Source organism: Pseudomonas sp. NPDC096950 (assembly GCF_044762525.1).
Taxonomy (GTDB): domain Bacteria; phylum Pseudomonadota; class Gammaproteobacteria; order Pseudomonadales; family Pseudomonadaceae; genus Aquipseudomonas.
In genome coordinates this window covers 231182-245602 of the sequence record NZ_JBIWEL010000002.1, presented here as the reverse complement: position 1 = coordinate 245602, position 14421 = coordinate 231182, and the positions used below count along the sequence as shown (strand labels likewise).

The window sequence follows — 14421 nt, the reverse complement described above, 5'->3', positions numbered from 1 at the left end:
GCTGCCCGGCCCCTCGCGCCTAATCAAGACCTTGTTCTTGAAGGCTTGCTTATGGAAAACGTTCGCGCAACTACCCGCCCTGCCCTCTGGCTGATCGCCAGCATCATCCTCGTCGCACTGAACCTGCGCCCGTCCATGGCCGCGATCGGCCCTTTGCTGTCGGCGATTCGCGGGGATATCCCGCTGAGTTTCAGTACCGCCTCGCTGCTGACCATGCTGCCCGTCATGGCCATGGGCCTGGCGATGTTTCTGGGCATGCGCGTCGCGCAGCGCTTCGGTGAACACCGCACCATCGTCCTGTCCCTGGTGATCATCGGCGTGGCCACGGTGTCGCGGCTGTATCTGGACAGCACCCTTGAACTGATCCTCAGCGCGGTGCTGGCCGGGGTCGGCATTGCGCTGATCCAAGCGGTGATGCCGGCGCTGATCAAGTCGCGCTTCAGCGACAACGTCTCGCTGTTCATGGGTTTGTATGTCACCTCGATCATGGGCGGCGCGGCTATTGCGGCTTCGTTCTCGCCGTTCGTGCTGGCGCAGACCGGCAGTTGGCGCATGGGCCTGGCGATCTGGGCGTTGCTCGCACTGCTGGCCCTGGGTTTCTGGTTCGCCCAACGCTCGGCCATCCCGCAACTACCCGCCGCACCGCAAGGTCGCCAGGAGTCGTTTGTCGGTAACTCGCGGGCCTGGTTGCTGGCGATTTTCTTTGGTTTGGGCACGGCGTCCTACACCTGCGTGCTGGCCTGGCTCGCACCGTACTACGTGGAAAAAGGCTGGAGCGAACAGAACGCCGGTTTGTTGCTCGGGTTTCTGACCGCCATGGAAGTGATCTCCGGTCTGGTCACCCCGGCGATTGCCAACCGCAGCCAAGACAAACGCCTGGTGCTGGCGGTGCTGCTGGCCTTGATCATGGCGGGCTTCTGCGGCCTGATCCTCAGCCCGGAACGCTTCAGTCTGCTGTGGCCGTGCCTGCTGGGCCTGGGCATTGGCGGTCTGTTCCCGATGAGCCTGATCGTGTCCCTTGATCACCTGGACAACCCGCGCCGTGCGGGCGGCCTGACCGCTTTCGTGCAAGGCATCGGCTACCTCATCGCCGGGCTCTCGCCGCTGATCGCCGGGATGATCCGCGACCAGTTGGGCAGCTTCGAGTGGGCCTGGTGGTCACTCACGGCCGTGATGGCGGTGATGATCCTGATGGTGTTGCGCTTCAACCCGAAACGTTACGCGCAACATATCCAATAGTTTTCGACGGTCCTTTCAAGGCCTGCCTCCTGGCTGATCAGCCATTTCCTTGAAAGGACCTGTTTACGTATTTAAAAACTCGCCCGTGCCTGCAGGCCGGCCTACCTATCATTGGCGTCTTGCACTCAAACGCTGGGGGAGCACTTATGAAACAAGTCGGTTTTGCAGCAGCTCATTGGGGCATGTTGATTTGGGCGATGCTGATCGCCGCGTCTTTTTTTGCGGCGGCTGAGGTCAGCCAAGCGATTGATCCGATCCTGCTGACCGGCCTGCGCCTGTTGTTTTCAGCCTTGATGTTCCTGCCGCTGCTGCTATTGAAAAACCACTCGCCGATCTCGGTCAAAGGCTTGCTTGCGCATGCGGTGCTCGGGTTGTTGCTGGCGACGTATTTTGGTTCGCTGTTCGAAGCGCTGCGCTACACCACGGCGGTCAACACCGCGACGTTGTATACGCTGGTGCCGCTGATGACGCTGTTCTTTGAAGTGTTCCTGCTGCCGAGCCCGAGTTTGAAAACCCGCTTGTTGCCGATGCTGATTGCGGCGGTCGGCGCGGTCCTGCTGATCCTCAAGGGGTCGGCCCCGGGGGAATTGCCGGCGCTGTATCCGGTCGTGGTGTTCGGCATTGGTTGCCTGGCGATGGCGCTGTATTCGCCCCTGAGCCAGCGCTTCAAGGCCAAGACCTTGAAGGGCCGTGACCCGGTGGCGATGACCTTCTGGAACATGCTGTTCGGCTCGTTGTTTCTGCTGGTGTTCTGCCTGTTCAGCGGCGGCTGGCGCAGCGGCGCGCAACTGGCGGTGAGCGATATGTTATGGCTGGTGTACCTGGCGCTGTTTGGCACCCTGGCGACTTTCTGGTTGCTGCACCGGGCGATCGGGGTGATCTCGCCGTCGACGGTGATTTCCTATGTTTATCTGAATACGTTGTTTGTCACGCTGTTCCACTGGTTCTGGCTGCGGCAGCAACCGGCGTTGATCGAGGTTTGCGGGGCGGTGTTGGTGGGGGTCGGGATGTTGGCGCTGGTGGTCAGCAGCCGGAATGTGAAAACCGTTACCGCTTGAAATCTGATTAATGTGGGAGCGGGCTTGCTCGCGAAGGCGTCGTGTCAGTCAACATCATTGTTGAATGACATACCGCTTTCGCGAGCAAGCCCGCTCCCACAGGGGATCGCAGTCGAACGCAAATATTAAGCTCACCCTGGACCAAATGTGGGAGCGGGCTTGCTCGCGAAGGCGGCGTATCAGTCGACATCATTGTCGAATGACACACCGCCTTCGCGAGCAAGCCCGCTCCCACAATGGGGATCACCGGATGGCGGGGATCACCGGGCTCCAGCGGGTCATTTCCCGCTCGAGGAAGTTGGCCACGGCCAGCAGCCGTTCCTCTTGCCAGTGCGGGCCGATGATCTGGATGCCGATCGGCAGGCCGCTGACCGGGTCGTGTCCGGCGCGGATGACCACCGCCGGAGAGCCGGACAGGCTGAACGGGAACACGAAGGCGTAGCGATCGCGGTCCAGCAGCGACTCGCCATGGGCGAACGCCACGTCCGGGAACACCGGGCAGATGAACAGATCGTGCTGATTGAAGAACTTCGCCAGTTGATAGCGAAACGTGTCGATCATGATCCAGTCGCGCTTCATTTCATCGACGCTCAACTCGACCTCTTCGCTCAAGCGGATCAACTCCGAGGTGGCCGGCGTGTAGGTCTGTTTGTTCATCGACGCAAACAGCTTTTTCCAGCTACGCCCGGCATCCGCGCCGGTGATGAAGACCCGCCACAGCACATCACTGGCGTCATCGAGCATCGGCGGAGTATTCGAAATAACGTCCGCGACCACACTGCCCAGGCACGCCTCGACCCGTTGCAGCACCTGCTTCACCGCCGGGCTGACTTCGGTTCGGGCCGATTCCCAGGACAACGCCACACGCAGCTCCGCCAAAGGCTTGCTGTCATTGAACGGCACATCGACAGTGTCCGGGTCATGTCCATCGGCGCCGCTGATCAATTGCCCGAGCAGCGCCAGGTCATCGACATAACGCCCCATCACGCCAAACGCCGAGGTCAGGTGAAACAGCCCGGAGCGGTCGTTGGGAAATTGCCCGGTCAATGGCACGCGCCCCTGGGTCAACTTAAGGCCGCAGATGCCGTTGAAATGCGCCGGAATGCGCACGCTGCCGCACGCATCCGAAGCCAGCCCGGCTGGCGAACAACCCGCCGCGATGGCCGCCGCTTCACCGCCACTGCTGCCGCCGGCGGAACGCTGCGGGTCGTAGGGGTTGAGCGTGCGGCCATACAACAGGTTGTCGGTCTCGAAGGCCATGCACAGCTCGGGCACGTTGGTGATCCCGAGGATGATCGCGCCGGCCTCGCGCAGTCGGGCCACCACCGTGGCGTCCTCCTGGCTGGCGGCGCCGAGCAATTCCTCCAGCCCACGGGACATGCGAAATCCGCGCACATGGCAGACGTCCTTGATGGTCATCGGGATGCCGTGCAACGGGCCGCGAATATTGCCGATGCGCGCCATCTCATCAGCCTCCCGGGCCTGCCGACGCAATTCGTCGGCGGACTCCAGTTGGATCAGCGCATTGATCTGCGGATTACGCTCGGCAATCCGCTGCAGATAGAACTCCAGCAGGCTGACGCTGGTCAGCACGCCGCGTCGCAGCAGGCCGGCCATCTCGCGCAGGGTCAGGGTGTCCGGATTGAAAATGCTCATCAGCGCTCCGCTTTGCTGCGTAGCAGCTTGTTGGGGATGTGGTACATGTTGCGCACCACCAGGGAAAACGCCTTGACCGCCAGTTTCGGCCGACGAGCGATCGCTTCCAGCGCTTCTTCGGTCATGGTCAGGACATGCCGCAGTGCTTCAGGGGTGATGTTCAGCGGCGGGTAAAAACGCAGCACCGGATGCTCGGCTTTTTCATTCATCGAATGCCCGGCGTGTACGCCACGCTTGCCCAACTCCATGCTCATCAGCGCTTCGTAGACCGAGCCGCGCAAGCGCAAACCGGTCATCAGGCCGACACCGGGCACATCCTCGACAATCTGCGGATAACGCTGGGCCAGCCGTTGCAGACCATGGCGCAGCAAGCCGCCATTGATCCGCGACGCCTCCACCAGGTTGTGTTTTTCGATGAAGTCGATCGCGGCCATCGCCGAAGCGCAACCCACCGGATGCCCGCCGTTGGTGCGCTGGTCCGGCTCGATCTCGCGCAACGGGTGTTGCGTGCTCAGGCGCTGGCTGTACATCGCGCAGGCGAACGAGGTGTAGCCGCCGGTCAGGCCTTTGGAAAGAATCATGATGTCCGGCACGACGTCGTCGTATTGCACGGCGAACCATTTGCCGCAGCGGCCGAAACCGGTCTGGATTTCGTCGGCGATCAGCAAGGTGTCGGTGGCATCGCACAGGGCGCGGATGTTGGCCATGTAGCCCACCGGCGGCACCTGCAAATGCGCGCCGCCGAGGATCGGCTCGACGTACACCGCACACACGCCCTCGCCCACGGCTTTCTGCAACGCGGCGAAATCGCCGTAGGGCACGTAGGTCACTTCCGAAGCGGCAGTGCCGTAGCTGCGATGGTGCTGTTGCTGGCCGAGGATGCTCATCGCCGCCAAGGTTTTGCCGTGGTAGGAATCGCTCATGACCACGATCCCGCGCCGGTGCTTCTGCACCTTGAGCACGTAACGCATGCTCTGTTCGATGGCTTCGGCGCCGGAGACCATGTACTGCACATCGCCCCACTCGCCCGGCACCAGTTCGCGCAGACGCTCGGTCAGTTGCTCTTGCACCGGATGCACCCGACCTTCGGGAACCCAGGCCATTTGGTGCAACTGGGTCTGCACCGCCTCACGCACCATCGGGTTGCGATGGCCGACGATAAACACCCCATAACTACAGGCGCAGTCGATAAAGCGCTTGCCGGTATGGTCGGTGACAAAGATGCCATCGGTTTCCTGCTCGACGCTGGTCTTGCCCATGCGATACAGCTTGGTCGCCGAAGCACTCCAATGCCGCTGGCAATCATCCAGCAGTTGTTCATGCGGCATGGTTAAGGACATGGCTGAAAGTCTCCTTGATGATGGTGGCGGCACGCTGGATGTGTTCGGCACGCGCGGTGACCGGGCAACGCAGAATCAATTCGCGGCCACGGGGCGGGCTGACGTAGATGCCACGCTGATAAAGTTCTTCGCATAAATCGACGGGGTTGACGTCAGCAGCCAGCGGCAGGCTGACCCAGCCACCACAGGCCACCGCGCCGAATGCGGCGAGCGCTTGTGCCAGGACCTGACCGTTGTTGAAGCACTGTTTGGCCGAGTCGTGGGCCTGCACATAATCAAGTGCCGCCATGGCGGCGACGCAGGCCATCGGGTTGCCGGCGGTGGTGCTGCCATGTTTGGCCGGGCTGCTGCGACCGTAAACCTGATAGGCCATCTGTTCGCTGCACGTATAGGTGCCGATGGGAATCGCGCTGCCGCCCAACGCGCCGCCCAGCACCACGATGTCCGGGGTGTTGTGGTAGCGCTGGAAACCAAACAGCGTACCCAGGCTGCCCAGGCAACTTTGCACATCGACCGCAATGACCGGCGCCGAGACCTTGGCCGCCGAGGCATAGAGCTGATCGAGCAGCGTCTGGTCGATCAGGCGCAGGCGACCGTCCGCATCGATCACGGTGCTGGTGTGGCACACGGCAAAGCAATCGTTCCAGTTCACTTTGGCCAGGTCGCGAGCATCACTGACCGCTACCAAATCGAAGCCGAGGAAACGCTGGATCTCCAGATATTCCTGCGGCGCGCCGAGGCAGCGTCCGTAACTCAGCGAGCCATAATCGCCGCCCTGAACAAACACGATGGTGTTGCCCTTGGGCTTGAGGCCTTTGCACAGTTTCAAGGCCCCTTCGAACGCTTCGTCGCCGGAGCTGCAAATATAGGAACTGACCAGCGGCGCCGGCAACAGCTCGGCCAGACGCCGGCAGAACGCGATCAAGGGCTCGGACATCAACACGCGATTGGACAGGCCCATGCGGTCGGCCTGCTGGCTGACCGCTGCGATCACCGACGGCACCTGAAAGCCGAAGCCGCCGGCCAGGTCGATGATTTGGCGGCCATCGCCGTCGGTGTACGTCTCGTACTGACCCGAAATGATTTGTTTATTAGAGGTTTTCATAAAGAGGTCTCAGCGGTAGCTCAAGGCGTTGAAAATGCGACGACGCTCGTCAACGATGGCTTCGCGGCCATGCATCACCCGACGGTTGTCGATCATCACCATGTCGTGGTCGCGCCAGCCGACCGGGTAGGTGTATTGCGCAGACACCGTGGCGATTTCTGCCAGGAACTCGGCGGGAATCGGCTGCCCGGATACGGTGTCGATCACCGGCACTTCATAGTTGAAGGACGGCCCGAGGATGCTGTTGGCGAAGGCCGGGCGCTGGCTGAATTCGGAGACCAGGATCGCCGACGTGCTGAAGGCGTAGTGGATCGAATCGTCGTCAGGGTTGAAGGTAATCACGGTCTGCGGATCGTTGCCGACGATCTGCATCAAATCGTTGATGCTGACCGCCGCCGGGTCCGAGAGCGCCGCCGAATAGTGACAAACCAACCGCCGCCACTTGTCGCCAGCCACGGTGCGGCTGTAGCGAATCGGGTTTTGTTCGAAGAAGGTGCGGCATGCGGTTGACAGTTTCGCCAGCACTTTTTCGCCGTCGCACAGGGTGGTTTGCGAACCTTTGCGCGGCGCTTCCTGGCAATAGAACCAGGTGATGTCCGGCCAGAACGGCGAGTTGCCATTCTCGCAATGCAGGCCGATTTCCTGACGGCCCGCGTCCACCAACTGCGCCGCACCGCCGACCATGACCCGCGCCGGGTCGAGGCTCAGGCGCGAACTGTTTTGCCGCACATAGCTGCTGAAATCCTCAGGCGTGTGGATGCAGTTGCGCAGCAGCACGACACCGTAGTGCCCGAGCAATTCGTACAGCTCGGACTTACCCAGACTGGCGAAATGGTGGGCTTCGATTATCGAGATGTCGGAACTTTCACAGCGATAGGCAGGCGTGTTCATCAGCAGCATTCCCTTGCAGGTCGGCGAAAACAGTGGCGATATCGGCGCGTTTCGGGCGGCCGGTGACGGTATAGAGTTGTTCGAGCAATGGATCGTCCTTGGTCAGCAGCCAGAGGCGGCTCGGGCGTTCGATGTCGGAAAAGCGCCGGGTTGACCAGGAGGCCAGTTCGTCGCGATCTGGCGCCGACTCGACACAGAGCAGCGCCACCAGACCATGGGTTTCATCGAAGAACACCGCGGCATCGCGCACGCCGGGGTACTCGCGATATTCCAGCTCGACTTGCTCCGGGCTGACGTTGCGGCCATTGGGCAGGCAGATCACATTCTTCTTGCGACCGCGAACGTAGAGATAGCCGTCGGCATCCAGTTCGCCCAAGTCGCCAGTGTCCATCCAGCCATCGTCGGACATCGAACAGGCGCTCGGGTCCTTGCCCGAATAACCGCTGAACAGCGAGCTGCTCTTGACCTCGATGGTCTTGTCGGCGCCGATGCGCACCTGCACATGCGGTAACGGTTTACCGACGCTGCCCAGACGCTGGTGCTGCGCGGTGTTCATGCTGACCACCGAGGCGTTTTCCGAGAGTCCGTAACCCTGGAACACCGGGATGCCGTCCTCGGCGAGGGCGTTGAGAATATCGATGCCGACCGCCGCGCCGCCGCAGGTGATGTGCACACCGGAGTGCAGATATCGAGACAGGCGCTCGCTTTGCGCATCGCCTTGGGCCAGTTGCTCGTAGAAGCGATTGAGCATCACTGGCGGCACCGTCAGGGCCGTCGGTTCGACTCGCAGAATCCACGCGATCAAACGTTGCGGCGAAGTCCCCGGCTCGCCGAGCAGCGGCTCGCCTTCAGGTAGGAAGTGCACGGTGCCGCCGGCCAGCAGCGGCAAGTACGCGGCAGTGACTTGCTCCAGCAGCAGGCTCAATGGCACCAGCGACAGGTAACGGCGATGGGCATCGACCGGCATGCCTTGACGCAGTGATGTCAGCACCGCGCCCACTGCCGTCGTGCTCAGGCGCACGCCTTTTGGCCGGCTGGTCGTGCCCGAGGTGTGGATGATTTTGCAGATCCAGTCGCTGTCGCCGTCCGGCTCATGCAGCAACGGTTGTTCCAGGGCCAGCTCGCTGATCCGTCGCAAGCGACTCTCGGGAAAATCGAGCATCCAGCGCTCGGCCAACGTGCGTTCGCCGGCGCTATCCACCAGGAAGCCGTCGCAGCGCTCGGCCAAATGTTCGGCCTGGGCCTGGCTGAACGCCAGTGGCAACGGCAACGCGGTGATCCCGGCAAACAGACACGCCAGGTCGGCCACCAGCCAGTCGCTGCTGTTGCGCGTGGCAATCCCCAGCACGACGTGGTCGCCATGGGCCGGGGTGTCGAAGCGTCGCTGCAATTCCGCCGCCAGGTTCAGCGCACGGGATTCCAGCTCGCCGTAGGTCATGACTGCGGCGTGTTCCAGCCCGGACGCGTCGCAATCGACGGCACAGACTTTCTCGCGATTGACCTGCAGCGCCTCGCGCAGGTCCGCAATGAAGCGGCCGCTCATGATTGCGCCCTCTCCGGCAGATCCGTCGGCAACTGGGTGAACAATGTGCCGAGGGTCATGGCGGCGAATCGCGAACGTTTCGGGTCCACGCGGATAAAACCGGTGACCGGCATTTTCGAGTAATAGGAGCCCCAGTTTTTGCCGCCATCATTGGCCAGGCGCTCTGGGTCGGCAGTTAGCAGCGGTTCGAAAACGATCTGGCAGCTTTCCATCATTTCCCGGACCCGGGGGGTGACGGTGCACAGCAAATAGTGGCCACCCATGCACCAGGCCAACAGCGGGATCATGTTGACCATGATCATTCCGGCGGTCAGGTGATGGGAAATCAAACTACCGATTTCAACGATAGTTGACCGATCGATCGGCTTTTCAAAGCGTTCGGACAGTATCGTTTCTATCGGTTGCGACAGGTATTGTTCGGAGAACAGTGTCCGGTGATCCGCAAACGTTATACCGGCACAAGAAAGAATGCGCTCCTCATTATCCAGAGTCACCGCAAAATACTGCGGGCTTGGCTCTACTGTCGCCTTATAAGAACTGCGAAACTTTTCTTTCACAACTTCAGTGGCTTGCACCCATAACGGTGTCTGACTTTCAGTGACACGTACCAACACTTCGACCTCCCTGTCCCTATTCAGGACTCCTTTTAAAGTGAGCGAGAATATATTGAGGAAATCTCCGACAGACTATTTAAAAAACCAATTGCTTCCGCTAATATATAAATAAACAACCTTGTCACAAAAACAAAAGATAGTGACGCACATGGATTTTCACCGAGACGGATTTTATGCTTAATAGTAATTTGCTCAGAAAACTCGATATGCAGGATCTGATGGTGTTCGTTGCCGTATACGAACAAAGCAGCGTCACCGAGGTTTCCGAAACCCTTTGCGTCAGCCAGTCCACCGTGAGTTACTGCTTGAAAAAGCTGCGCACGAGCTTCGACGACGAGCTGTTCATCAATACCCGCAATGGCATGTGGCCGACCAATAAGGCCACCACCATGTATGGCCATGTGTTGAAAATCCTGAAAAGCATAAACATATGCCACTCCGGTTTACACGCATTCGATCCGACACAGAAAGAGATTACGTTTAATATCTGCGCGCCGGAGTATTTTGAACTACTGATTCTCCCCAACTTATTAAAACGTTTTATTGGAAGTAGCTTTCCGGTTATTGTAAACATCCAGAAATTTCACAGAGATATCCCGATCGAAGAACTTATCGACGGACGTTTCGATCTGGTTATTTGTTTTGGCCCCAACTTTCATCGCAGTTCTAAAAGTTTAAAATCTCAAATATTGCTGGAAGATGACCTGGTCTGTGTCGTTGATAAAAACTTTGCGCCGCCAGAGGGCGAATTCAGCCTGGACAGCTTTGTCGCACGCCAGCACATCTTCCCTACCCCTTGGACTTCAGACACCAACATGGTGGATGGCTGGCTCAGCAAATGGGCTTACAGCCGCCAAATAGTCGCACGAGCCAACAGTTATGTGGCAGCACTCAACATGATCACCGGCACCGATTTCGTGCTGACACTGCCTCGGCGTATCCAGATGCTGATCAGTAACGAAGATAAATTTGCTCATTGCAAACCGCCCACCGGTTTACCCAACTTTACCCTGGACATGTTGTGGAATGAAAAGCCGGGGCAGGACAGCGCGAATAACTGGTTTCGCGAACAAATTGTCAGCGTCTGTGCCCAGGACGGCCTGCTGTAATAAGAACTATTAGCACACAACTTCACATTGAATGACCCACCGCAGCCAAACACCGGGCATCACCTCGGCGTTTAGCGAGTGGATCATCAATGTGGGCGGTGCGGGGTTGATCGCTTTCTGCCAGCAGGTCGTGTTACCTACACGATGTGTCCCACATCTGACACTGAAGTCTCCTACAGGGCTTTCTCCTGGTACCATCGTTCCGTTAGGATCGTTCGCACACGTTTGCGCACCGTCAGCGCAAGGAGCACAGCGAGACAGAACGGATGCTAAACAGTAACTTGCTTAGAAAGCTCGATATGCAGGACCTCATGGTGTTTACCGCCGTGTATGAGCAAAGCAGCGTCACCGGTGTGTCGGAGGCACTCTTCGTCAGTCAATCCACCGTGAGTTACTGCCTGAAAAAACTGCGCACCAGTTTTGAAGACGAGTTGTTTATAAACACCCGCACCGGAATGCGCCCCACCTACAAAGCCAGCACCATGTATGGCCATGTGTTGAAAATTCTTGAAAGCATCAACCTGTGTCACGCCAGCGCCCAGGCGTTCGACCCGACTTCCCAACCCGTCACCTTTAACATCTGTGCACCGGAATACTTCGAGCACTTGATTCTGCCGCGCCTGCTGAAACGCTTCGATTTCGCCGACCTGCCGGTGGCGGTCAACCTGCACAAGTTCGAAACCGATATCCCCACCGACGAGTTGCGCGACGGCAGCCTCGACCTGCTGATCTGTTTTGGCCCGAACGTTCATCCCGGCCAAACCGACTTCAGATCACGGATGTTGCTGGAAGACGATCTGGTTTGCGTCTTCGACAAACGCGCCACGCCGTTGGAACCACGCTTGAGTCTGCAAGCCTTCACCGAACGCCAGCACGTGTTCTCGACCCCCTGGTCAGCCGCCACCGACCGGGTCGATGGCTGGCTGGCACGGCAGGCGCAAAAGCGCGAGATCGTCAAACGGTCGAACAGCTACAGCGCGGCGTTGAAGATGATCACCGGCACTGACTTCATCCTGACCCTGCCCCGGCGCATCCAGCGTCTGCTGGCCAACGAGGCCGTGTTCAATCATTGCGAAGCCCCTAACGGCCTGCCGGGTTTCACCCTCGACATGCAATGGAGCCAAACCGTGGATCAGGACAGCGCCAACACGTGGCTGCGCGAGCAAGTGCTCGAGGTCTGCGCCGAACAGCAAGCGGCCTGAATCTCAGAAGCCGATGGCCGTCTTGGTGTAGGACTCGCGATCGATATCGAGGATTTCTACGCACAACTGGACTTCAACATCCGTCGGCCATTCACACAGATCCTGCACCACGGCCAACAGGCTTTCGGACAGCTGCTTCTTGATTTGCGGTGAGCGACCGCTGAGCAACGCCAGCTTCACATGCACGAACGCGCGCTCGCCCAGTCCGGTGCCGACCTTGAAGGTTTCGACCTTCAGGGCACGGCTCTTGATGTCGTGCTCCGCCGCAAACTGACCGGAACCCACCAACGTGTTGTTGAGTCGGATCAGCGCCACATCGGCGTTCAACCCGGGCAGGTTGGCGGTGTATTCCATGTGCAGGTGAGGCATGACGGTGCTCCTGAGGGTTCGCGGAAAGGGTCTACATATATCACAGAGCCACCGGATTTCCGGCGGACTTTTAGTGTTGTGCTGCTGCCAATGATTCACGCAATGCCACGGTTTCCCAGGCGGCCACCAACACCACCACTGCCGTGGTCAACGCGCCGAGCATCAACGCCGAAAACAGATGATTCAGCGCCAACGGCAGCAGCAAGAGCAACAACCCCAGGCCGACCAAATGGGACAACGGCGGCAATAGCCGATCGGCCATGACCCACTTGAACAAGGCGTTACCCAACAGAAACAGGCATGGCCCGGCGATGATCGCGAGGATACCCGCATCACTGGCGTGATCCGGATGCATCAACACCAGTTCATCGGCCACGGCGCTGACAATAACCCCGGCGACGATCAAGACGTGCAGGTAGGTGTAGGCAATCCGTGCCTGGCGGCCCGGGTCGGTGGAATGGGCAATGCGATGGTGAGCACGTTCGGCGCCGCTGTCGAAATAGACCCACCACATGGCGATGCTGCCAAGCACCGCCACCAGAAACGCCATCGCGCCTTGCAGGCTCAAGTCCAGTTCGGCAAACGTCGCGCCCGTTACCAGCAGCGACTCGCCCAAGGCAATGATCACGAATAAACCGCAGCGCTCGGCCATGTGATTGCCTTCGACGTTCCAGTCCTCCAGCGTCGAACGCCCCAGGCCGGGCACCCAGAAATACAGGGACGGCGAGATCAGTTCGATCAGCAACGCCAGCGCCCAACAGGCCAGGCGCTGATCGCCCTCCAGAAATGCGCCGGCGATCCAGAACACCCCGGACAGCACCAGCCAGGCGAGGATGCGCTGGAAGTTACGGGTCATGTTCCGCGCTTCGCCGCGCACCGCCCAGATCGCAAACAACGTGCGCCCGACCTGCATAAACACGAAAGCCCCGGCGAACATCAACCCATGATCGGTAAAGGCCTTGGGTATCGATGAAGAGAGCAGCAAACCGGCGATCATCAGGCCGAACAGCCCGAGGCGGATCGGCAGTTTTTCCGGATCGAGCCAATTGGTGATCCATGAGGTGAAAATCCACACCCACCACACCGCGACCATCATCAGCGCGACCTGCACGGCGCCGCCAATCGACAAGTGCGCCAACAGGGAATGTGAGAGCTGGGTCACCGCAAACACGAACACCAGATCGAAAAACAACTCGACCATGCCGACCTTGCCACTGTCGAGGCTACCGCGCCCACGCAACAACGAACGGGATTGGCTCATGGTTGCGCTCCTTGGTCAGTGTGTACCGGCGCCGTGCATGTCGGCCAGACCGCGCTCACTCATAAACGCTTCCAGGCGCGACCGCAGCCAGCGTTCGGCCGGATCAGTGTCGACGTGGCTGAGCCAGACCATGGACAGGTCCAGGGTTGGGGTCTTGAACGGAAACGGCTCCTGAAACAAATGACCGGACGCGGCCATGGCGCTGGCGGTGTAGTCCGGCAGGCTGGCAATCAGGTCGGTCCCCGCCAGCAGGGCCGGCAATGAGCTGTATTGCGGCACGGAAAGGACCACGTGGCGCTTGCGGCCAATTTCCGCCAGCCACTCATCGGCGTAGCCACTGACGTTGGCGGTGTGGGAAACCAGCACGTGGGGGCGTGAGCAATATTCGTCGAGGGTCAGCGGTGTGTCGGATGCATCGGCGCGCAAAATGCTGGGCAGGATGTGCCGCAGCAATTTGCGCTTGGCGTTGGCCGGCAGCCCACGGGTCTGGCTGATGCCGACGGTAATGTCGCCGGAAGCCAGCAGGTCGGGAATCCGCCAGTAATCCACATGCTGGACAACGAACACCACCTTCGGTGCTTCCTGGCGCAAGGCTCGCAGCAACGGGGGCAACAGACCGAACTCGACATCGTCCGAGAGCCCGATCCGAAAGGTCATGGTGCTGCTGGCCGGGTCGAAATCGTGGGTCAGGCTCAAGGCCACCGACAGCGAATCCAGCGCCGGCGACAGGTGCTGGATGATTTCTTCGGCCCGGGCCGTCGGCTCCATGCGATGGCCGACGCGAATGAACAGCGGATCGTTGAACATCGTGCGCAGGCGGTTGAGCGCGGCACTGATGGTGGGCTGGCCGAGAAACAGCTTCTCCGCCACCCGCGTCACGTTGCGTTCGAGCATCAATGTCTCGAACACCACCATCAGGTTGATGTCGGCCTTGCGTAGTTCATTGCGATTCATCCACTGCACCCCGTCCCCAAGACTTGCGCCAGTTTAGAAAGGCCGGGGGGGTGGCGTCTATCGGCATGATCGCCGTTGTT

General features: G+C 59.9%; 13 protein-coding genes. 4 read left to right on the top strand and 9 right to left on the bottom strand.

The features are described 5' to 3' along the window. Window positions 1-51 precede the first annotated feature (51 nt). Window positions 52-1239: a cyanate transporter gene (locus tag ACIQY3_RS05605; RefSeq protein ID WP_403017919.1), complete on the top strand. Its 1188-nt coding sequence runs from the start codon at window positions 52-54 to the stop codon at window positions 1237-1239. Between the two features lie 146 nt (window positions 1240-1385). Beyond that, a complete protein-coding gene (locus ACIQY3_RS05600) occupies window positions 1386-2297 on the top strand; it encodes a DMT family transporter (protein ID WP_403017918.1) in 912 nt (303 codons plus the stop codon). Window positions 2298-2540: 243 nt separating this feature from the next. Here the strand turns inward: ACIQY3_RS05600 and ACIQY3_RS05595 are convergent, their stop codons facing one another. The 6 genes from ACIQY3_RS05595 to ACIQY3_RS05570 are packed head-to-tail and all read right to left on the bottom strand — an operon-like array spanning window position 2541 to window position 9446. Beyond that, the gene (locus tag ACIQY3_RS05595) at window positions 2541-3953 is read right to left on the bottom strand and encodes an amidase (RefSeq protein ID WP_403017917.1); all 1413 of its coding nucleotides are present in this window, start codon (window positions 3951-3953) and stop codon (window positions 2541-2543) included. Next, window positions 3953-5293: an aspartate aminotransferase family protein gene (locus tag ACIQY3_RS05590; RefSeq protein ID WP_403017916.1), complete on the bottom strand. Its 1341-nt coding sequence runs from the start codon at window positions 5291-5293 to the stop codon at window positions 3953-3955. The genes ACIQY3_RS05595 and ACIQY3_RS05590 overlap by 1 nt, the downstream gene beginning before the upstream one ends. Beyond that, the gene (locus ACIQY3_RS05585) at window positions 5271-6398 is read right to left on the bottom strand and encodes an aminotransferase class III-fold pyridoxal phosphate-dependent enzyme (protein WP_403017915.1); all 1128 of its coding nucleotides are present in this window, start codon (window positions 6396-6398) and stop codon (window positions 5271-5273) included. Before ACIQY3_RS05585 ends, ACIQY3_RS05590 begins: the two co-directional genes overlap by 23 nt. A 9-nt stretch (window positions 6399-6407) precedes the next feature. Further along, window positions 6408-7289: a TauD/TfdA family dioxygenase gene (locus ACIQY3_RS05580; protein ID WP_403017914.1), complete on the bottom strand. Its 882-nt coding sequence runs from the start codon at window positions 7287-7289 to the stop codon at window positions 6408-6410. After that, window positions 7264-8832: an AMP-binding protein gene (locus tag ACIQY3_RS05575; RefSeq protein ID WP_403017913.1), complete on the bottom strand. Its 1569-nt coding sequence runs from the start codon at window positions 8830-8832 to the stop codon at window positions 7264-7266. Before ACIQY3_RS05575 ends, ACIQY3_RS05580 begins: the two co-directional genes overlap by 26 nt. Then, window positions 8829-9446: a thermostable hemolysin gene (locus ACIQY3_RS05570; protein WP_403017912.1), complete on the bottom strand. Its 618-nt coding sequence runs from the start codon at window positions 9444-9446 to the stop codon at window positions 8829-8831. The genes ACIQY3_RS05575 and ACIQY3_RS05570 overlap by 4 nt, the downstream gene beginning before the upstream one ends. Window positions 9447-9619: 173 nt before the next feature. On the opposite strand from ACIQY3_RS05570, the gene ACIQY3_RS05565 reads away from it, so the two are divergent. Together ACIQY3_RS05565 and ACIQY3_RS05560 are read left to right on the top strand one after the other, a co-directional pair. Further along, window positions 9620-10555, top strand: a complete 936-nt coding sequence (locus ACIQY3_RS05565; RefSeq protein ID WP_403017911.1) for a LysR substrate-binding domain-containing protein — start codon at window positions 9620-9622, stop codon at window positions 10553-10555. A 266-nt stretch (window positions 10556-10821) separates the two neighbouring features. After that, entirely contained in the window at window positions 10822-11757 is a 936-nt protein-coding gene (locus ACIQY3_RS05560) for a LysR substrate-binding domain-containing protein (RefSeq protein WP_403017910.1), read from the top strand. Window positions 11758-11760: 3 nt separating this feature from the next. On the opposite strand, the gene ACIQY3_RS05555 is transcribed toward ACIQY3_RS05560, so the two are convergent. From ACIQY3_RS05555 to ACIQY3_RS05545, 3 genes are all read right to left on the bottom strand, one after another. Beyond that, the gene (locus ACIQY3_RS05555) at window positions 11761-12126 is read right to left on the bottom strand and encodes a 5-carboxymethyl-2-hydroxymuconate Delta-isomerase (protein WP_290027577.1); all 366 of its coding nucleotides are present in this window, start codon (window positions 12124-12126) and stop codon (window positions 11761-11763) included. Between the two features lie 70 nt (window positions 12127-12196). After that, on the bottom strand, window positions 12197-13387 hold the full coding sequence (locus ACIQY3_RS05550) for a low temperature requirement protein A (RefSeq protein WP_403017909.1): 1191 nt from the start codon (window positions 13385-13387) through the stop codon (window positions 12197-12199). 15 nt (window positions 13388-13402) lie between these two features. Beyond that, window positions 13403-14341, bottom strand: coding sequence for a LysR substrate-binding domain-containing protein (locus tag ACIQY3_RS05545; RefSeq protein WP_403017907.1), 939 nt, complete (start codon window positions 14339-14341; stop codon window positions 13403-13405). Window positions 14342-14421 lie beyond the last annotated feature (80 nt).